The following is an 18,029-nucleotide window of genomic DNA, read 5'->3' on the forward strand; positions in this document are numbered from 1 at the left end:
TTCTATACTAAGCGGAAGCCTGTCGTCCACTTCAAGGGAGTCCAATGCGCGCCGATGCCCGCCGTAACCGGGACAGGATCCTCGAGGCGGCACGCGACGCGGTGGCCGAGCGCGGCGCGGACGCGCCGATGGAGTTGATCGCCCGCCGGGCCGGAGTCGGCGTCGGCACGCTCTACCGCCGCTTTCCCGACCGCGGCACGCTGCTCGCCGCCCTGGCGGAGCAGTACGTTCACGAGCTCATGGACGCCCTCGACCGCGCCGTGGCGGCCGAGCCTGACGCGTGGGCGGCCGTTCGCGCCTTCGTCGTCTACAGCGTGGAGAAGGGCCGTGGCGCCATCGCGGCCGCGCTGGCCGGGACCTCCGCGCCGCAGGCGAGGCAGACGCTGGTGCAGCGACTCGACGAGCTGGTACGGCAGGCGCAGGCGGACGGCGCGATGCGTTCAGACGTCGGCACCGGTGACCTCATGGAGCTGCTCAACGTGTTCGCCTGCCACCCGGGCGTCATCCCGGAGCGCTTCCTCCCCCTCGTGCTCGACGGCCTCGACCGACGTCAGCCCCGCCGCCGTAACAAGTGACCGGGGCAGCACCGTGCTCCTCCTGTCCACGAGCCAGCCCACTGCGGGCGATCAGCGTGTCCGGGTGGAGATCGCGGGCACTGTCACCTGGGGTGTCTCTGGGGGCGGGGGTCACCGGGCGAGGGTGAGCACCGAGACGCTGTGGGAGCCGGTGTTGGTGACGTACAGGAAGGCGCCGCCAGGGCCGGAGGCGGTCCAGCGGGGGTCGTCGCCGACGGCGACCTCGCCCAGGACGGTGTTGGTGCGGGTGTCGAAGGTCCAGACGCTGTCGGAGCCGGAGTTGGCGACGTAGGCGATGCGGTCGCCTACGTGCAGGGCCAGGCCGCGCGGGCTGGCGCCGACGGCGATGGTCGCGGTTACGGCGTTACGGCGGGCGTCGATGACCGAGACGGTGCCGCCGATGGTGTTGCTGACGTAGACGGTGCGGCCGTCCGGGGTGACCAGGACGCCGCGGGGTTCGTCGCCGACGGCGATGGTGGCGGTGACGGTGCGGCTGGCGGCGTCGACGACCGAGACGGTGTCGGAGTCGGAGTTGGCGACGTAGGCGGTGCGGCCGTCGGGGGTGAAGGCGATACCCCGAGGGGACAGACCGACGGCGATGGTGGCGGTGACGGTGTGGGTGGCGGTGTCGATGACGGTGACCGCTCCGGAACCGGTGCTGCTGACATAGGCGAAGCGGCCGTCGGGGGCGACCGCCACCCAGCGGGGGGCGTCGCCGACGGGAATGGTCTTGACGACCGTACGGTGCGCGGTGTCGATCACCGAGACGGTGTCGGAGTCGCGGTTGGCGATGTAGGCGAAGGCGCCGCGGCGGACGAAGGCGACGCCGTAGGGGAACGTGCCGACCGGGATGGTGTCGATCACGGCGCGGCGGCGTACGTCGATGACCGAGACGGTGTTGGATCCGGCGTTGGCGACGTAGGCCAGGCGCCAGCCGGGGGTGAAGGCGACCGCGCGGGGGTTGAGACCGACGTCGATGGTGGCCAGCACCACGGGGCGCCCTGAGCCGGGGTGGATTTCGGCATGGCCGCCGGCCGCCACACCGGACAGCAGGCCTGCCGGTGCGGCGGGCGCGGCGACCGCCGCGGCCGGTGCGCCGACGGTGATCAGTGCGGCGCAGGCCAGAACGGAGGGCAGGAGGCGACGGGCGATGCCCTGGCGGGGAGCGGGACGGTCAGGCGACATGGGTGAGGTGACCTTTCAACAGGAGGGAAGGTTGCCGGGCCGGTCGTGGAGGACGAGGCGGCCGGCCCGGCGGTTCGCCGTGCCGGAGGAAGCGCGCATTCCTGGGGATCGGGGAGTCGGCGTCGACGGCTTCCGTGAGCGGGCCGGCGGACCGGGGCGGTCAGGGGCGCAGGTCAGGCGGGGGCGCCGGGTGCCGCCGCGGTCGGCGGGGACAGCGGTTCCGCGCGGGTGCGGCTGCGCGCCAGGGCGTAGGCGGCGGCGCTGACGTACAGTGCGATCGGCAGCACGTAGTCGCCGTCACGCTCGACGAACTGGAACCACTCCTGGCCGACCAGCGGGCGCAGCAGTTCGGTACCGAGTTTCCAGACCAGGACGAACAACAGCAGCGGCCGCCACGGTTTTACCAGGATCGCCAGGCCGAGCAGGATCTCGAAACCGCCGACCAGCACCATCAGGCCGGCCGAGTCCACGCTGGAGCGGCCGATGCCGAAGAGGGCGAAGAAGTCATACCAGTAGCGCTTGTGCTCGAAGGCGCCGAAGCCGCCGTGGCCGATCAGTAGCAGGGCCAGGCCGCCGCGCATGGCCCAGTGGATGGCGATGAGGGCGCGGTCGGAGATGGCGGCGGGCTCATCGACGCGCTGCAGCCAGCGGCGCAGTGACCAGCCGCCCCAGCCCGCCATGATCAGCAGCGCGAGCGGCATGCCGTAGTTGCCGCCGCGCTCGAGGAACTCCCACCAGCCCTCGCCGACGGTGGGGCGCAGCAGGGCGGTGAAGACGCCCCACACGGTGGTGTGCAGCAGCAGGATGCGGGCGGGCCAGAACAGGATGAGCAGGCCGACGGTGATGTCGACGGCGCCGGTGACGTACATCAGGTAGTCGAGGGCGACGTCGGGAGAGATGCCGAACAGGTCGTAATAGGGCAGCCAGGCCCGTGAGCGGCTCAGGCCTGCCCAGCCGTGCCCGATGAACTCGATGGCCACCCCGATGCGCAGCAGCCAGTAGAGCCTGGTGGTGACCGAGGCCTCGGCGATGGTTTCGCGCAGGGATTTCCGACCTCGAGAAGTGATGGTTTGGCTCATCACGGACGCCCCAATCTTGGGCAGTGGGGTTGATATCCGAAAAATAGACTTAAGTGATGAACATGGAAAGAGGAAAAGAGTGCATATTTGTGCGACAGCGCGCCATGCATTCCAAATAAGGGCACACCAAAAGCGCCGCCGAGCTGCGACTTCCGTCGGCGCGTCAATATGTCGCCCGGCGGGGCCGAACGCGCGACGAATCGCCTGAGCCGACGGCTCTGCGGCGCCACAAAAGAAGCGGAGACCTTGTTTTCGGTCTTATTTTTCACGGGTAAGGGAAATAAGAATCCTTTCTGTCGTCCATGTCGCCGGGGGTGTGGGGCTGCCGGCGGTCGTCGGTGGCCGAGACGTCCGTGTCGCGAACGCCGTAGGGGGTTTTCGGGCTTGGACGCCCTGATGAGGGGTGGCGGCGAACGAAGCGAGGGGCGCGGGGGTGAAGGGTGCGGGTCGCGGTGCTCACCTGCGGCGTTGACTCATGGAAACACCTCAGCCAGCATTGACTCAATGGACATTGAGGGAAATGTGTCGTCGGAGCGCGTCGCCCTGCACCAGGCCCTCGCCGACCCGGCCAGGCTGGCGATCGTCGACGCCCTGGCCGTCGGCGACCTGTCTCCAGGGGAGCTGGGCCACGCTCTGGACCTGCCGTCCAACCTGCTGGCCCACCACCTGCGTGTGCTGGCGCAGGTGGGCCTCATCACCCGCGGCCGCTCCCACGCCGACCGCCGCCGCGTATACATCCGGCTGATCCCCTCGGCGCTGGAGGCTCTGAGCCGGCGCCAGGTCGTCATGGCGTCGCGGGTGGTGTTCGTGTGCACCCGTAACGCCGCCCGCTCCCCCCTGGCCGCCGCGCTGTGGACATCGCGCAGCGCCGTCCCGGTCACCTCCGCGGGCACCCGCCCCGGCCCCGGCCTCAACCCCCGTGCCATCAGCGCCGCCCGCCGTCACGGGCTGAACCTGGAACGGCACGGCACCGCCGACGTCCGCGACGTGCTCACCCCCCACGACCTCGTCGTCGCCGTCTGCGACAACGCCTACGAACACCTCTCCCCCGGCCTGCGGCACGTGCACTGGTCGGTCCCCGACCCCGGCCCCGTCGACACCGACGAGATCTTCGAGGACGTCCTGTCCCTGCTCGCCGAGCGCGTCGACCGGCTGGCCGCCCTGACCGGCCCGCCCGCGACGGCCGGGCACACGTCGCCGACCTCCTGACCCGGACAGCGAACACCGATATCGGCCCGCGTAAGAAGGACACCGGTTTCCCTTGAGCCAGAAGCGGCCCAGACGAAACGCCTCTCCGAACGACCCGAGCGGCCAGGACCGGAAAGCGGCCCGGCGCCGCCTGTGGGAGGTGACGCTGGTGTTCCTCAAGCTGGGCACGATCGCCTTCGGCGGCCCGGCCGCGCACACCGCGATGATGCGCGACGAGCTGGTGCGCCGCCGCGGCTGGGTCAGCGATCAGCGGTTCGTGGACCTGATGGGCGCCACCAACCTCATCCCCGGCCCCAACTCCACCGAACTGGCCATCCACCTGGGCTACGACCGGGCCCGCGGGCGCGGCCTGCTGGTCGCCGGCGTGTGCTTCATCCTCCCGGCCGCGCTCATGGTCACCGCACTGGCCTGGGCATATGTCACCTACGGCCACACCCCCGCCGTCGAGGGCATCTTGTACGGCGTCATCCCGGCGGTGATCGCGATCATCGCGCACGCCCTGTTCGGCCTGCTCCGCACCGTCATCAAGAACGTCTGGCTCGGCGCACTGGCGATCGCCGCCCTGGCCGCCTACCTGCTGGGCGTCAACGAGCTGCTGATCCTGGCCACCGGCGCCGTGCTGGCCGCGGCCGTCCGGCTGGCACGCCGGCAGCGCCACGGCTCACCCCAGGGGATGCTGGCCGTGTCGCTGCTCGGCCTCGGCGGCTCCCCGGTCTTTCCCGACCCCACCGGCGGGCAGCTGGCACAGTTGTTCCTCACCCTGCTGAAGATCGGCTCGGTGCTGTACGGCAGCGGGTACGTGCTGCTGGCCTTCCTGCGCGGCGACTTCGTCGACCGGCTCGGCTGGGTCACCAACCAGCAGCTCATCGACGCCGTCTCCGTCGGCCAGGTCACCCCAGGCCCGGTCTTCACCACCGCCACCTTCCTGGGCTACCTCGTCGCCGGCCCCGTCGGCGCGTTCCTGGCCACCGTCGCGATCTTCCTGCCCTCGTTCCTCTTCGTCGGCCTGCTCACCAAACTCACCGACAGGCTCCGCTCCAGCGACTGGACCTCCGCCCTGCTGGACGGCCTCAACGCCGTCGCGCTCGCCCTGATGGCCGGAGTGTCCTACCAGCTCGGCCGAACCGCGATCGTCGACGGGCTGACCGCGGCCATCACCCTGGCCACGCTGGTGCTGCTGTGGAAGACCCGCCTCAACAACGCCTGGTACATCGCCGCGGGCGCCCTGATCGGCCTCGCCCACACCCTGCTCGGCTGAAAAAGCCCCTGCGGGGTGCGCCGAGTCGTTCCAGGTCCGCAGCCAGGAAGGCGAGGTCGTCGAGGCCGTCGACGAGCCGTGGCGCGACCGGGCGTGCATGCTCGCGACCAGGCGTGTCGGCCTGGAAAGTCCTGGCCGGCACGGTCCGCCGGCGTTCGAGCGCTCGTTCAGGACCGTGCGCGCAGAGCCCGTATCTCGGTGATCTCGGCGGTCTGCCCGGTGATGACCGAGGCGGCCAGTGCCCTGGCCGGTGGGTACAGGCCGTCCTGCCGCTCAACAGTGGCCATGTCGATCGCGTCGGTGTGGTGGCTGATCATCATGTCCAGGAACATCCGGTCGAAGGCGCCTTCGGACGCTCCGTCCAGGGACTCCGGTTCGGAGCGGTCCGTCATGTGCGGCCCCCGGGGCATGCCGGGGCCCATGTCGTCCGGCCCGCGGTAGCAGTGTTCCCCGTCGTCGTCTCTCGTGTCCGGCGGACCCATCATGCAGGGGCCGCGGGTCGGCGCTCTCTCTCCCCAGCTTTCCAACCAGCCGGACATCTGAGCGATCTCCGGCGCCTGGGTTTCCCGGATCCGTTCGGCCAGTGCCCTGATCCGGGCGTTCGAGGTGTGCGTCTCGGCCATCCAGCTCATGATCATTGCTAGCCGGTGATGAGAAATCATCCTCTGGGCGAAGAGCACGTCCCGGGCGTTGTGCTCATCGGCCGGGGCCTCGACGAGGGCGGCGGCCGACGCGTTGACGTGGGCCTGCGGCCCTGTGACGTGGACGCCGCCGGGAGCACAGGCGACCAGGGCGGCCCCGGTTCCCAGAGCGGCCGCCAGGAGAGCCGCCCGGCGGACAGGAGAATTGTGGGTGTCCATGACATCCCCCCAGCAGATTTCTTATATCTCGTATGGAGGTGAACAGCGAGGGCCGGTGGCGCGGACACGCCCGCCGTGCGCCCGCCGTACCTGCCGCCGTGTCCTCCTGGCTCGACGGAGTGCCGGTACGGTGGTCTGCGTTGTCAGGGCCGCCGGGACGTCGCCGAGGTGGGAGTCACGACCGTCGGGCAGGCGGCGTGGTGCAGCAGCGAGTGGCTCACCGAGCCCAGCAGCAGTCCGGCCAGGTCGCCGCGCCCGCGTGATCCGACGACCAGCAGGTCGGCCCGCGTCGAGGCGTCCCGCAGGACGTCCACCGGGTGCCCGTACTCCAGCTGCTCGGTGACCTTCACATCCGGGTAGCGCTCACTCCAGCCCGTCAGCGCCTCGGCCAGCGTCCGCCGTTCTTCCTGAGCCGTCTCCTCCGCGTCCGCCAGGGCGAAAGGCCCACCACCGGCGATGGGCCGGCTCCAGGCGTGAACCGCCCGCAGGGCCGCGCCTCGGAAGGAGGCTTCGGCGAAGGCGAACCCGACGGCCTCGGCGCCGGCCGGGGAGCCGTCGACGCCGACGACGACCTCGCCGCGCGGCTGCGCGGGCGGACGCCGTACGACGGCGACCGGGCAGGCGGTGTGCCCGGCCACGCCCAACGCGACCGATCCCAGCAGCATGCCCTGGAAGCCGCCCAGACCGTGGCTGCCGACCACCAGCAGCTGCGCGTCGCCTGAGGCCTCGACCAGGACCGACCGTGGGTCACCGGGCAGCAGCAACGACTCCACCTTGACGTGGCCGTCCTCCTGGCGCACCCGCTCCAGCCCGTCGGCCAGCATGGACTCGGCGCCGTCGCGCATCCACCGCCCCACCTCCGCGTGCGGGCTGTCCTCGGTCATCTCCAGCGGCCAGGCCGGCATGACGTGCACGATGCGCAGCTCGTCACCGCGCAGCGCCGCCTCCCGTACGGCCCAGCCCACGGCCTCGAGCCCGGCCCGCGAACCGTCGACTCCCACCACGATCATGACGCTCTCCCTTCCTCGGCTTCATCCCACCGCCACGAGCCGGGCGGGAACACCGGCGAAGGTCCTCTTCTCCCAGGACCTCCGACCGTCACGGGAGGCGGACGACGGTCATGGAGGTCGGCGGTGACAGAGCCGTGCCGGCAGGCGGGCAGGGGAACCGAGGCTCCACGGGACGGCGCCCGGCCGCTGTCCCCGGACCTTCCGGTCAGGTCGCCCGGCGTTCTTCCAGTACCTCGGTGATCGGACGCCGGACGGCCGCGCTGTCGTCGCCGGTGAAGCCCAAACGCATGATCATCTGGGGATACTCTCTCGACAGCAGCTCCTGGCGGAGGAATTCCCGCAGGTGGACCATCTCCAGCGCCTGGGTGTGGAAGGCGGCGCGGACGCCGTGGGCGCAGGCGTGCAGCAGCAGGCGCTCCAGCGCCTGACCCGCCGCGATCCAGTCCTCGCGGGTGTCGCCCGGTGTGGTCAGCACCGCCACCAGCCCGGTCGAGGCGGCGGTGAACCGCTCGGTGTCGCTGCCCCACGGATGGCCGTGAGCGTAGTCGCGCTGAGCGAAATGCGGGCGGGTGCGCTGCGGCTCGCGGGGGTAGCTCTCGGCCGGCCCCCCTTCCGGGCGGGCGCTTCCCGGCGGCTGAGCCCAGCGGATCATCTCCAGGCTGAACAGCCGATCCTGGGACTGCACCTCCTGGGCGGCCTCGGTGAGCGCGGCGAGCACCCGGACGGCGGCCTCGGACCGGACCGGCGCCAGGCGTGCCCCCTCGGCGCTCGCCTGGCGGACGAGCTCCTCCACGAGACCGTCCGGCACGGGTACGTCGGTGAACCCGGCACGATGGGTGCGGCGCCGCTCGATCTGGTCGTACAGCAGGCGGGTGTGCTCGTCGGCCTCGGTGGGGCCGCCCAGCCGTACGGTCGCCAGCAGGGCGGTCCGGTCGGGGTCGGGCAGCACCCGCACCGACGCCTGGCGGCCGAGCGCGCACAGTGCGAGCCGTACGTTCATCAGGGCGGCGCCGCAGCTGATCAGCATCTCCCTGCCCTCGGCGTCGCCGACGCGCAGCCTCCTGTCGCTGTCGGCCCGCAGGGCGATCTCCTCATTCTCGACGACGAACGACCAAGGCTGGGTGTTGTGCACCGACGGCGCCCACACAGCGGCCTGGACCGCCGCGGTGATCTCCTCGGTTGTACGCGTGTTCATAGGACACCTCCTCATGACGACCATTTCTCAGCGCTCTCGAAGGCGTCAGCGGCGAAAGTCCTCGCTGCGGGGGACTTACGGTCCGCTTCGCGCGAGCCACACGTTGCGACACCCGGGCACTTTCAGCGCGGCGTGAGCGGGACGGAGCCGATCAGAGGTGGGATCACTCCTTCAGGCCCTGTGGGCTCCGGGGGGTCGCCCGGCGTTCACGATCGGACCACCGCCACCGGGCAGTGAGCGTGGTGCAGCACCCCGCGACTGACCGAGCCCAGCATCATCGAGCCGAGCGTTCCCCTGCCGTGCGAGCCCACGACGACCAGGGCGGCCCTGGCGGAGGCGTCGACGAGGGCGTCGACGGGATGGGCGCTCTGGACATCCTCCAGTACGGTCACCTCGGGGAACTTCTCCTGCCACGCGCCGATCCTGTCCCTGACCACCTTCAGTTGCGAGAGGCGGATCTCGTCCATGTCGTAGATGATCTCGGGGGCGAAGGCGTGCACCGGCAGCTGCCAGGCGTGGAGGGCACGCAGCGCGCCGCCACGTAATCTGGCCTGTTCGAAGGCGTAGGCGAGCGCGGGCTCGCAGTACGGGTCGTCGTCGACGCCGACGACGACCTCGCGGTCTGTCTCGCCTCCGGGGCGGACGACGACCACCGGGCCGTGGGCGTGTCCGGCCACATGGGTGCTCACCGACCCGAGCAGTGCTCCGGCGAAGCCGCCCCGCCCCCTGCTGCCGAGCACGATCTCGGTGGCGGCGTTCGCCTGGTCGCACAGGAGCCTGACCAGGGCTCCCTCCAGCAGTTCGGTGCTCACCTCGACCGAGGGCTGACGCCTGCGCGCCGTCCTCTCGGCCTCGGCCAGCACCTCGCGCCCGTGTGCGGCCACGATGCTCGGCCACTCCGGATTGGTGAAGCGGGGGATGTCGTAGGGGCCGCGTTCCACGACGTACACGATTCGCAGCGGCAACCGCCGGCGGAAGGCGTCGTCGGCGGCCCACTCGACCGCGGCCTGCGAGGAAGGCGAGCCGTCCGCTCCCGCCACCACATGCGCTGTCATGTCATCCTCCTCGGTTCCCGCCTTCCATCCGACCGCCTCCGCCGGGGTCTCCGCAGCGGCCGAAGGACCCGACCGTCAAGGACTTCCGACCCTCGTCGTCTCCTCCTTCCGCTGGTGGGATGGGGAAGACGGGCTCGGCGAGATCCTGACCGGTCTCGGCTACGCCTGGGACTCCGCGGCGGCACGCACCGTGGACCACTCGCCCGTTCCCGCCACGGATCCACATTGCGCGCGGTCGTGCACGCCGGGTACATGGACCGCGTCACCGAACCCGGTCACCCGGGCCGCACCCTGGTCGCCGTGGTGGACGACAGCCTGGTGGCGGTCGCGGAGTACATCCCCGCGGACGCGGGTGACGCCGAGATCGCCGTCCTGATCGACGACGCGATGCACCACCGTGGCCTGGGCACCCTGCTGGTCGAGCACCTGGCGCTGAACGCCGCCGACGAGGGCGTGCGCGAGCTGGTCGCCGACGTGCTGCGGTGTGCACCCTGACCGCCGAGCGCCTTGGACGGCGCCGCTGATCAGAGCCGCTTGCGCATCAGCACGGCCAAGCGGCCTTCGATGCCCTCACGGCCGGTCTCAATGAAGCCGAGGGACTCGTACATGGCGATGTTGGCGGCCATCTTGACGTTCGTGTAGAGGCGCAGCGCGGGCAGCTCCAGCCTGCGCGCCTCCTCCTCGGCGTAGGCCATCAGCGCGCGCCCGATGCCCTTGCCGTGCAGCTCGGGCCGGACCGCGACGTTCTCCACGAGCAGGACCCCGTCCTCGGGGACGAGCACGACGAGCCCTTCGAGCCCGTCGGTCACGTGCACGAGTCCGGCGGCGATGAGCGCGGCGTAGTCGGCCTCCATCGGCAGCGGCCGCATGCCGACGACCTCGATCCACGGCGTGTAGGCGTCGCGAACGAGCCGTTCCACGGCGGCCCGGTCGCCTTCTCCGGCCAGTCTCATGCGCTCAATGTTGCCAGCACCCGTCGGGTGCGGTTCGTTCCCCATGACTGTCTGGATTCGGGCTTCATGGCCGTGACCGGTTGGCTCGGGTAACGGGGCGGGCAGGTCGGCGCGCCCGGTGTCGTGCGTGCGTTCGGCGAGCTTCGCCCAGTGTTCGCGTGACAAGGAGAGCATCCTTCTTGGGCCGAGTTCGGCGCGGTCCGGTGCCGTGCCTCCCGCTGAGTGTCGCGAGCACGAGCGCGACGGTTGCCGGCGCGGAGACCGTGCCGGGTCCGGACGCGGAAACCCATGAGGTATCCGATGCCGGGCAGGGGCGCGATGACGACGACGCGGCGGACCACGTCCGCAACGCCCGCCGCCACTTCGGTTCCAGGTCTCACCCGTCATCATTCAGATGTCAATAACATCTGGATGTTATGAGTATCCTTGTTGTGTCATGAGGGAGGGAGCGGCGATGGCTCGGCTGACGCGGGTCCAACAGCAGGCGCGCACGCGTGCGTCGGTGCTGGCGGCGGCGAGAGAGGAGTTCGTCGAGCACGGCTACGCCCTGGCGAAGGTCGACCGGATCGCCGAACGGGCGGAGCTGACCCGGGGCGCGGTGTACTCGAACTTCCCGAGCAAGCGCGCGTTGTATCTGGCGGTGCTCGCCGAGATGGTCGAGAGCGCCGACACGGTCGCGCCCACGGGGTCGCCGGCGTCGCTGGTCGACGCGTTGGGCGCGTTCGCTCGGACGTGGCTGGAGCGGCTGCCTCTGGTCGACGACACCGCGTCGGGAGGTCGGCTGCAACTGCGCTCGCTGGTGGGCGTCGTCGATGACGAGCACGGACGCACTGTGCTGGCGCAGCTCGCCCGGCTGGAGGCGTTGCTGCTCGCCATCGGGCTGGAGTCCTGCGAGCCGGGTGGCGAGTCGACGCGGCGGGTGCGGCTGGCCGAGCTGGTGCTGACGTTGCTGGGCGGTTCGGGCTTTCTGGCCGAGATGGCGCCGGGCTTCGGTGACCTCTTCGACCGGACGCGCGCCTGCCAGCACCTGGCGGAGCTCGACCTCGCTGACGCCTGGGCTCCGCCGTACCTGCCCTACGTCCGGCCCGCCGAGCCGTGTCGGGAGGCCTGGATCCCGCCTGCGGGGTTGGTGGACCAGATCACCGGCGACTCGGTCGATCTCGGCGCCGACGGCCTGGTCTCGGTGCTGGGCGCGTGTCGTCTGGCCGCCGCGGAGGAGGCCGTACGGTCCGCTCGATCCGGTGACCAGGTCACCGTGGTCGTCGTCACCGGCGACCCCGCCGAGACCGGTGGTCTCGTGCGGCTCAAGATCAGTGACCTCACCGCCTGCCTGCGAGGTGTGTTCCCTTCCGAGGTCTGGCGGCGCCTCCGGCTGGTCGTCGACGACGGAGCGCCGGCGGCGTCGGCCATCGGTCTTGCCGACGGTGACGATCAGACGGAAGCCGCCGTGCGCGTCCAGGACGGCGTGATCGTCGCCCGAGGCCACGGGCGAGGCGCCGCCTACGCGGTGTCGACCGTCGACGCCGTGGACGGCCCGCAGTCGCGGAGGGGCGAAGCATGATCGAGCTTCCCGGGACCGACCTGCTGGTGCTCCATGCCCTGCGCTGTGGCGGCCACGCCGGCGTCGCCCGCGTGGCCGCGGCCGTCGGCCTGGATGAGTCCACGGTCGAGTCCGAGCTGATCGATCTCGCGGTCGCCGGTCTCGTCACGTACACGGCCGGCGGCTTCAACGTGTGGGGTCTGACGGATGCCGGCCGCACCGCAGATGCCGAGCGCATCACCGACGAGCTGGAGTCATCCGGCGCCCGTCCCGCGGTGACCGCGGCGTATGAGCGCTTTCTCGTGCTCAACCCCGAACTGCTCGACCTCTGCGCCGCCTGGCAACTGAGGCCCGTCGACGGTGTCGCGACCGCCAACGACCACGGCGACCCGTCGTACGACGCTCGCGTCCTCGGCCGATTCTCCGCCTTGGACCGGCGAGCCGCGGTCGTCTGCGCTGAGCTGTCCGCGGCACTGCCGCGCTTCGACCGCTATCGGACCCGCCTGACCGAAGCCCTCGGTCGTGCCGCCTCGGGCGAGTTGGGATACGTGACCGACAGCACCGCCTCGTACCACGCCGTCTGGGCCGAGCTTCACGAAGACCTGCTCGCGACACTCGGGATTCCCCGGTGGTGAGGTGGATTCGCCCGCTCCTCGCGGAGGTCGAGGAGAGCGCGGAGATTCTGGGCGCCAAAGCGCACGGCCTCGTGGTGCTTCGCCGTCTGGGGCTGCCGGTGCCCGCCGGGTTCGTCGTCACCACCGAGGCATGTCGAGCGTTCCTGCGTGAGGGTCGTCTTCCCGACGGACTCGACGAGGAGCTCGCGGCCGCCCTGGGCGACCTGGAGGCCGCGACGGGGCGCCGGTTCGGCGGAGCACGGACACCGCTGGCCGTGTCAGTCCGCTCCGGGGCGAGCGTGTCGATGCCCGGCATGATGAACACCATCCTCAACCTCGGCCTCACGGCCGAAGCGGCAGCCGGATTGGCGGTCGAGACCGGCGACGCGCGGTTCGCACTGAACTCGCGACTGCGCTTCTTGTCGACCTTCGCCTCTGCGATCGCCGACACGGACGTCGACGGCGTGGCCGCCGCCCCCGACCGAGCCGCTGGGCGATCGGCCGAGGACGAGGACGAGGAGGCACGCCTCGCCGATGCGATCGAGGCGGTCCAACGGCTCGTCCGGCAACGATGTGGCCGAGCGATTCCCGACAACGCCGCCCGGCAGTTGGCGCTGGCGGTCGCGACCGTCTTCTCGTCGTGGGACACATCGCGCGCGCGAACCTACCGCGAACTCCATGACATCCCGCACGATCTCGGCACGGCCGCGATCGTGCAGACGATGGTGTTCGGGAACCGCGACGACCACAGCGGCACCGGAGTCGCCTTCAGCCGCGACCCCAACACCGGGGAGAACATCCCGTTCGGCGAAGTCCTGTTCGGGCACCAAGGCGAGGACGTTGTCTCCGGCCGATCGCTGACCCGGCCCCTGCACGAACTCGCCGACCGGGAACCTGCCGTGTGGACCGCCCTGGTCGACGCCCTGAGCCGAGTCGAGGGGCATTACCTCGACGCGTGCTACGTCGAGTTCACCTTCCAGGCCGGCGAGCTGTGGATGTTGCAGGTCCGGCCCGGCCGGTTCGTCGGAGGCGCCGCCGTCCGCGTCGCGACCGACCTCGCCGACGAGCGCGTGATCACACGGCACGAAGCGCTGCTCAGGGTCTCGCCGCAGCATCTCCAGCACGTCCGCACGCCCCGCATCGCCGCATCCGCGGAGGCCGACATCGTGGCCCGAGGAGTGGGGGCCTGTCCGGGTGTCGCTGTCGGCAAGGTCGCGACCACGACCGACGCGGCGGTGCGCATGTCCGCCGACGGCCCGGTCATCCTCGTGCGTCCGGAGACGTCCCCGCACGACATGCGCGGCCTGGCCGCCGCCACGGGAATCGTCACCGCCCGCGGCGGGCCGGCCAGCCACGCCGCGGTCGTCGCACGGGCGATGGGAAAGCCCGCCGTCGTCGGCGTCGCCGACCTCATCGTCGAGGTCGCCGACGCCCTGGTGAGAACCGGTGGGCGCGCCATCGCCGAAGGCGCTCTCGTCACCATCGACGGGACCAGTGGCGAGGTCGCCCTCGGCAGCCCTCGTGTCACCACGAACGCCGCTGACGCCCACCTGCGCCGACTGCTCGCATGGGCGGACGACGTGTCAGGCGACCGCTCCGAACGCGATGAGGCCCAGCGCCTCAGCGCCGCCCATGCCGCACTCCGTCACGCCTAGCCTGCCCGGTTCCTGACCCGGCCCCGTACCGGTGAACGTGTTCGGCGACGCCTCTCATCGCATCGCGGGAGGCAGCCAGGTCGATCTGCGGCTTCTGCCGTATCGCCTCTCATGGCCGGACGCCGACTCTGAACCCCGTCCAGCGCAGGTCAGGCGGGAGGTGACCCATGTCGTTGTACAGCAGCACTGTCGGCGCCACGCCGTCGTGATAATCGATCGCCGTCAGCGCCGTGTTTCCGCAGCCCAACCCCAGCCACCGCACCGGCGGCGCGTCGAGGGCGTGCCGCACCAGCCAGGCCACCTGGTAGGCATGCGTGACCAGGACCTCATGGATCTCGGTCTCGGCAGGACGCGCGAACCGACCGGTCAGTGCGTCCGCGAGTCTCGCGCCCGCAGCCGCCTCGGCGGCGTCGTACCCATCGAAGAACCCCGCCCATTCCGGGGGTGTCTCATCCGGCACGTGCGGGACGTGGTCCACCAGCTCGGCCGCTTCCCGCACGGGAACGCCCCGCAGGTGCTCGCCGATGATCTGAGCGGAGCGCACCGCCCGCGGTAGAGGTGAATGCCACACCGCATCGATCGGCAGGGAGGCGAGGCGGTCCGCCAGCAGCTCCGACTGCCGATGCCCCACATCGGTCAACTCCCCGAACGGGTCCGCCGAGCCGTGCCTCACCACGTACAGATGCCGGGTCGCCATCACAGTCCCTTCCCACGAGTCATCAACAGGATGCGCATGACATTCAGATGTTGGCATCATTCTAATGTGGGCATCATTCTAATTGTTCGTGCGATCGGCCTTTGCTCCTGCCGAACGATGGAGGCGTTCCGATCACAGACTTCCTGCTACGCGTCAACGGCGGGAAAGCCCGCTTCCGTCAGGGTCGAACCGTGAAGATCGGAGAAGCGCGGGCGGTGGCGGTGCGGTGGCTGGCAGGCCACAGGGTTCCCGGTTTCACAGGCGCCTATGTCAGCGGCTCGGTCGCCTGGCTCCCGGTCGAGACAGAGCTTCCGATCACCTCCGACGTGGATCTGATGATCATGGTGAACGGCGAGGTCCCGCCCAAGCTGGGCAAGTTCCGGCATGAGGGCGTGCTGCTGGAGGTCGGCTACGCGCCGTTGCAGCCGGCGGAGAACGTGTTGGCTTCGCCCGCCCTGGCGCCGGGGTTGAGCAGAGGCGTCCTCCTGGCCGATCCGCACGGATCGCTCGCCGCACTGCATGCCGCCGTAGCAAGAGAGTTCGCTCACCCATACTGGGTCCGCACCCGATGCGCGGCGCTGGAGGGCCGCATCGCCGCCCTGGCCCAGCTTGATGTCAGCCGGCCACTCGCCGAGCGGGTGCTCTCCTGGGTGTTCCCGGCCAGCCTGCCGACGCTGGTGGTCCTGACCGCCGCCGGCGCCAACCCCACCGTTCGCCGCCGCTACGTGGCGGCCCGAGAGGTTCTCACGAGGTACGGCGAAGCCGAGTTCCACGAGGAGGCACTCGACTGGCTCGGGTGTGCCCATCTGTCCAGGTCCCGGGTCGCCGCGCACCTGGAGCGGCTGACCGACGTCTACGATCGCGTGCCGTACGACCTGGCGAGGCCGTACGGGAGCGACCTCACTCCCGAGGCCCGGCAGATCTCCATCGGCGGCACCCGCGACCTCGTCGAGCAGGGTCTGCACCGGGAGGCGGTCTGGTGGATCGTCGTCACTTTCGCACGGTGTCTGACGTTCGCCCCTTACGGCACCGCTGCCTTTCAAGAGCTGCTCGACGACCTGGGCGTCGGCACGCCGGCGGCGATGCGGCAGAGGGCCGGGGCGATCGTGGGCGGATTACCGAGGCTCAGGCAGGTGCGCGAGGCGCTCATGGGCCGACACGGGATGGCTCCACCGCCATGGACGAACACGCCGTGACGCTGAGCCTGCACGGTCGGAGGCGACGGCCACGCCGCCCTTGGCCGCCGTACGATCATCCGAGGACGAACGGGAGGGCGGTGGCCAGCTCGCCCAGTTCGGTTTTCTCCGCATCGGTCGGGGCGCGCCGTCCGGTGCCGACCAGCAGCGCGTCCTTGTCGGAGAACGACGCGGGGAACACGGTTCCGGCGATCTTCTCCAGCATCTCGCGGGACCGGGCAAGCCCCTCCACGGGTGGTTCCGCCATGTCCGGGAGGTGCGCGATCAGGTCGAGGTGGTGCAGCGTCCACTCCAGGACGTACGCGGAGAGGTAGTCGCCCGTGGTGAGGACCTCGTCGCGGGTGCCGACCCGCAGACTCGGGTCGGCGAGTTCGGCGGCACGGCCGGCGGCGGAGCCGACGTCGTCGAGGTGGAACTTGAGCAGCCGAGGCTCCTCGTACGCGGCAGCCAGCCGGACGACCAGCGCGTCGAGCGGGTCGTCGCCGGTCGGCGGCGTTCCGGCGACGTCCCAGTAGGTCACCGCGTCGCGCGTCGGTTCCGTTTCAGCGGGGGTCACGAGGGTGATCAGGACGTCCTGAGCGTCGATGACCAGATGGCACACCAGGTCTCGCACGAGCCAGCCGGTACAGCCGGACGGCCGCGCGAAGTCCTCGTCCGGGAGCTCGGCGACCGCCGTGCGCAACGCCGTCCAAGAGCGCGAGAAGAGATCCACATCGGCAAGGTAGAACGGTGCCGCGATGGAGGACAAGCGCATTTGAACGGCCGCCTCGGAACCCGGCGAGCGCAGAGGCGGACCCGGCGACTGCGCACGCCCTTACGGCACGCCACTGCCGGCACGAACGCGCCTGCTTCTCTGAACTGACGACAGCCGAACGGGCGGGAGTGAAGATCGTGATTCTCGCGGCTCGTCTCAGCGCCAGGAACTACTGTCGTGAGCATGGTCGAACACGATGCCCTCAGTGCCACCCGCGAGGCCTACGACGCTGCTGCCTCCGTGTATGCGCAGCTGTTCCGCGGTGAGCTGCGTGACAGGCCCCTGGACCGCGCGATCTTGAATGCCTTCGCCGAGGTTGTAAGCGCGGGGGGCGACGGTCAGGTCGCGGACCTGGGGTGTGGACCTGGCCATATCACTGCTTATCTGGATGAGTTGGGGCTGGCGGTGTTCGGCGTCGACGCCTCTCCTGCAATGATCGAGTTGGCTCGACAGGCCTATCCGGCTCTGCGGTTCGACGTGGGCTCGATGACCGCGACGGACATCGCTGACGGCGTGCTGGGCGGCGTGCTCTCACGTTGGTCCATCATCCACACTCCACCGCGAGAACTCCCCGTCATCTTGGCGGAGTTCCACCGCGTGCTGGCACCTGGCGGCCACCTTCTCATCGGTTTTTCGGCCACCGATGATCCGTTTCACCCGACACAGGTCTTCGATCACGCGGTCGCGCCGGCCTATCGGTGGTCGCCGGACCACCTCGCCGCGATGCTGGGCGAGTCCGGGTTCGCCGAGGTAGCCCGGATGGTGCGCCAGCCTCAGCCCACCGACCGACGGCAGTTCGAGGAGATTCACCTGCTCGCCCGCAAAGCCTAGGTAGGAGCTGTTCGGCCAATGACATGACCGCGTCCGAACGGGGGCCGTCAGGCTGCGGGCGTCGACTCGTGGTCAGGGCTCGCCGCCCGTTCGACCTCCGCTCTGGTCGAACGAGGGGATTTTTGAGGAACACCTTCGATGACCTGCGCTCCTGGCGGGCATCGAGCCGGGCGGTCTTCTCTTCCGCTGCGGCAGGCCGACCTGTAGTCCTTCGACTTCTCCGAGCCGGCCTTCCCGCTCGGCCTCGGCGATGCGGGTGATTTCGCGCGAGCCTGTCCGGCGCGGGCCTGACCCGCGCGGGCCTGACGGGTGCGGGCCTGACGGTCGCGGACTTGCGGGGAGTCACCGGCCTGTCAGAGGCGG

The 18,029-nt window shown here is 70.5% G+C and carries 18 protein-coding genes; 9 read left to right on the forward strand and 9 right to left on the reverse strand.

Annotated elements, in window-relative coordinates; all coding sequences use genetic code 11:
- Positions 1–44: 44 nt before the first annotated feature.
- Positions 45–575: a TetR/AcrR family transcriptional regulator gene (locus PKF00_RS41205; protein WP_271223210.1), complete on the forward strand. Its 531-nt coding sequence runs from the start codon at positions 45–47 to the stop codon at positions 573–575.
- Positions 576–686: 111 nt separating this feature from the next.
- Here PKF00_RS41205 and PKF00_RS41210 read toward each other — a convergent pair whose 3' ends face one another.
- Positions 687–1,760, reverse strand: a complete 1,074-nt coding sequence (locus PKF00_RS41210) for a beta-propeller fold lactonase family protein (protein WP_271223211.1) — start codon at positions 1,758–1,760, stop codon at positions 687–689.
- Positions 1,761–1,933: 173 nt separating this feature from the next.
- On the reverse strand, positions 1,934–2,839 hold the full coding sequence (locus PKF00_RS41215) for a hypothetical protein (RefSeq protein WP_271223212.1): 906 nt from the start codon (positions 2,837–2,839) through the stop codon (positions 1,934–1,936).
- A gap of 504 nt (positions 2,840–3,343) precedes the next feature.
- Between PKF00_RS41215 and PKF00_RS41220 the strand changes: the two genes are divergently transcribed.
- Both PKF00_RS41220 and chrA read left to right on the forward strand, forming a co-directional pair.
- Positions 3,344–4,048 carry an arsenate reductase/protein-tyrosine-phosphatase family protein gene (locus PKF00_RS41220; protein ID WP_271223213.1) on the forward strand — a complete coding sequence of 235 codons (705 nt, stop codon included), beginning with the start codon at positions 3,344–3,346 and terminating at the stop codon, positions 4,046–4,048.
- Positions 4,049–4,100: 52 nt separating this feature from the next.
- Entirely contained in the window at positions 4,101–5,306 is a 1,206-nt protein-coding gene (chrA, locus tag PKF00_RS41225) for a chromate efflux transporter (protein WP_271223214.1), read from the forward strand.
- Between the two features lie 167 nt (positions 5,307–5,473).
- Here chrA and PKF00_RS41230 read toward each other — a convergent pair whose 3' ends face one another.
- From PKF00_RS41230 to PKF00_RS41245, 4 genes are all read right to left on the reverse strand, one after another.
- Entirely contained in the window at positions 5,474–6,166 is a 693-nt protein-coding gene (locus PKF00_RS41230; RefSeq protein ID WP_271223215.1) for a DUF305 domain-containing protein, read from the reverse strand.
- Between the two features lie 143 nt (positions 6,167–6,309).
- Complete coding sequence (locus PKF00_RS41235; RefSeq protein WP_271223216.1) at positions 6,310–7,176, reverse strand: universal stress protein; 867 nt, start codon at positions 7,174–7,176, stop codon at positions 6,310–6,312.
- 205 nt (positions 7,177–7,381) lie between these two features.
- Positions 7,382–8,371, reverse strand: a complete 990-nt coding sequence (locus tag PKF00_RS41240) for an Acg family FMN-binding oxidoreductase (protein ID WP_271223217.1) — start codon at positions 8,369–8,371, stop codon at positions 7,382–7,384.
- A 206-nt stretch (positions 8,372–8,577) separates the two neighbouring features.
- Positions 8,578–9,426: a universal stress protein gene (locus PKF00_RS41245; RefSeq protein WP_271223218.1), complete on the reverse strand. Its 849-nt coding sequence runs from the start codon at positions 9,424–9,426 to the stop codon at positions 8,578–8,580.
- 225 nt (positions 9,427–9,651) lie between these two features.
- Here PKF00_RS41245 and PKF00_RS41250 point away from each other — a divergent pair, with 225 nt between their 5' ends.
- Complete coding sequence (locus tag PKF00_RS41250) at positions 9,652–9,921, forward strand: GNAT family N-acetyltransferase (protein WP_271223219.1); 270 nt, start codon at positions 9,652–9,654, stop codon at positions 9,919–9,921.
- Between the two features lie 29 nt (positions 9,922–9,950).
- Here the strand turns inward: PKF00_RS41250 and PKF00_RS41255 are convergent, their stop codons facing one another.
- Entirely contained in the window at positions 9,951–10,379 is a 429-nt protein-coding gene (locus tag PKF00_RS41255) for a GNAT family N-acetyltransferase (protein WP_271223220.1), read from the reverse strand.
- A 454-nt stretch (positions 10,380–10,833) separates the two neighbouring features.
- Between PKF00_RS41255 and PKF00_RS41260 the strand changes: the two genes are divergently transcribed.
- The 3 genes from PKF00_RS41260 to PKF00_RS41270 are packed head-to-tail and all read left to right on the forward strand — an operon-like array spanning position 10,834 to position 14,188.
- Positions 10,834–11,940: a TetR/AcrR family transcriptional regulator gene (locus tag PKF00_RS41260; protein ID WP_271223221.1), complete on the forward strand. Its 1,107-nt coding sequence runs from the start codon at positions 10,834–10,836 to the stop codon at positions 11,938–11,940.
- Complete coding sequence (locus tag PKF00_RS41265; RefSeq protein ID WP_271223222.1) at positions 11,937–12,554, forward strand: transcriptional regulator; 618 nt, start codon at positions 11,937–11,939, stop codon at positions 12,552–12,554. The genes PKF00_RS41260 and PKF00_RS41265 overlap by 4 nt, the downstream gene beginning before the upstream one ends.
- Complete coding sequence (locus PKF00_RS41270; protein WP_271223223.1) at positions 12,548–14,188, forward strand: pyruvate, phosphate dikinase; 1,641 nt, start codon at positions 12,548–12,550, stop codon at positions 14,186–14,188. The genes PKF00_RS41265 and PKF00_RS41270 overlap by 7 nt, the downstream gene beginning before the upstream one ends.
- Positions 14,189–14,297: 109 nt before the next feature.
- Here the strand turns inward: PKF00_RS41270 and PKF00_RS41275 are convergent, their stop codons facing one another.
- Positions 14,298–14,885, reverse strand: coding sequence for a histidine phosphatase family protein (locus PKF00_RS41275; protein WP_271223224.1), 588 nt, complete (start codon positions 14,883–14,885; stop codon positions 14,298–14,300).
- Positions 14,886–15,076: 191 nt separating this feature from the next.
- Here PKF00_RS41275 and PKF00_RS41280 point away from each other — a divergent pair, with 191 nt between their 5' ends.
- Positions 15,077–16,081: a hypothetical protein gene (locus tag PKF00_RS41280; protein ID WP_271223225.1), complete on the forward strand. Its 1,005-nt coding sequence runs from the start codon at positions 15,077–15,079 to the stop codon at positions 16,079–16,081.
- A 55-nt stretch (positions 16,082–16,136) separates the two neighbouring features.
- Here the strand turns inward: PKF00_RS41280 and PKF00_RS41285 are convergent, their stop codons facing one another.
- Positions 16,137–16,793: a maleylpyruvate isomerase N-terminal domain-containing protein gene (locus PKF00_RS41285; RefSeq protein WP_271223226.1), complete on the reverse strand. Its 657-nt coding sequence runs from the start codon at positions 16,791–16,793 to the stop codon at positions 16,137–16,139.
- Positions 16,794–17,018: 225 nt separating this feature from the next.
- Here PKF00_RS41285 and PKF00_RS41290 point away from each other — a divergent pair, with 225 nt between their 5' ends.
- Positions 17,019–17,666, forward strand: a complete 648-nt coding sequence (locus PKF00_RS41290) for a class I SAM-dependent methyltransferase (RefSeq protein WP_271223227.1) — start codon at positions 17,019–17,021, stop codon at positions 17,664–17,666.
- Positions 17,667–18,029: the final 363 nt, after the last annotated feature.

It is taken from the genome of Streptosporangium carneum (assembly GCF_027922005.1).
GTDB lineage: Bacteria > Actinomycetota > Actinomycetes > Streptosporangiales > Streptosporangiaceae > Streptosporangium > Streptosporangium carneum.

Bases quoted from the DNA above. Each gene is read 5' to 3' on its own strand.
- PKF00_RS41235 (WP_271223216.1), bottom strand. From the start codon at position 7,176: ATGATCGTGGTGGGAGTCGACGGTTCGCGGGCCGGGCTCGAGGCCGTG.
- PKF00_RS41220 (WP_271223213.1), top strand. From the start codon at position 3,344: ATGGACATTGAGGGAAATGTGTCGTCGGAGCGCGTCGCCCTGCACCAG.
- PKF00_RS41275 (WP_271223224.1), bottom strand. From the start codon at position 14,885: ATGGCGACCCGGCATCTGTACGTGGTGAGGCACGGCTCGGCGGACCCG.
- PKF00_RS41255 (WP_271223220.1), bottom strand. From the start codon at position 10,379: ATGAGACTGGCCGGAGAAGGCGACCGGGCCGCCGTGGAACGGCTCGTT.
- PKF00_RS41260 (WP_271223221.1), top strand. From the start codon at position 10,834: ATGGCTCGGCTGACGCGGGTCCAACAGCAGGCGCGCACGCGTGCGTCG.
- PKF00_RS41240 (WP_271223217.1), bottom strand. From the start codon at position 8,371: ATGAACACGCGTACAACCGAGGAGATCACCGCGGCGGTCCAGGCCGCT.
- PKF00_RS41230 (WP_271223215.1), bottom strand. From the start codon at position 6,166: ATGGACACCCACAATTCTCCTGTCCGCCGGGCGGCTCTCCTGGCGGCC.
- PKF00_RS41205 (WP_271223210.1), top strand. From the start codon at position 45: ATGCGCGCCGATGCCCGCCGTAACCGGGACAGGATCCTCGAGGCGGCA.
- PKF00_RS41265 (WP_271223222.1), top strand. From the start codon at position 11,937: ATGATCGAGCTTCCCGGGACCGACCTGCTGGTGCTCCATGCCCTGCGC.
- PKF00_RS41215 (WP_271223212.1), bottom strand. From the start codon at position 2,839: ATGAGCCAAACCATCACTTCTCGAGGTCGGAAATCCCTGCGCGAAACC.
- PKF00_RS41290 (WP_271223227.1), top strand. From the start codon at position 17,019: ATGGTCGAACACGATGCCCTCAGTGCCACCCGCGAGGCCTACGACGCT.
- PKF00_RS41210 (WP_271223211.1), bottom strand. From the start codon at position 1,760: ATGTCGCCTGACCGTCCCGCTCCCCGCCAGGGCATCGCCCGTCGCCTC.
- PKF00_RS41245 (WP_271223218.1), bottom strand. From the start codon at position 9,426: ATGACAGCGCATGTGGTGGCGGGAGCGGACGGCTCGCCTTCCTCGCAG.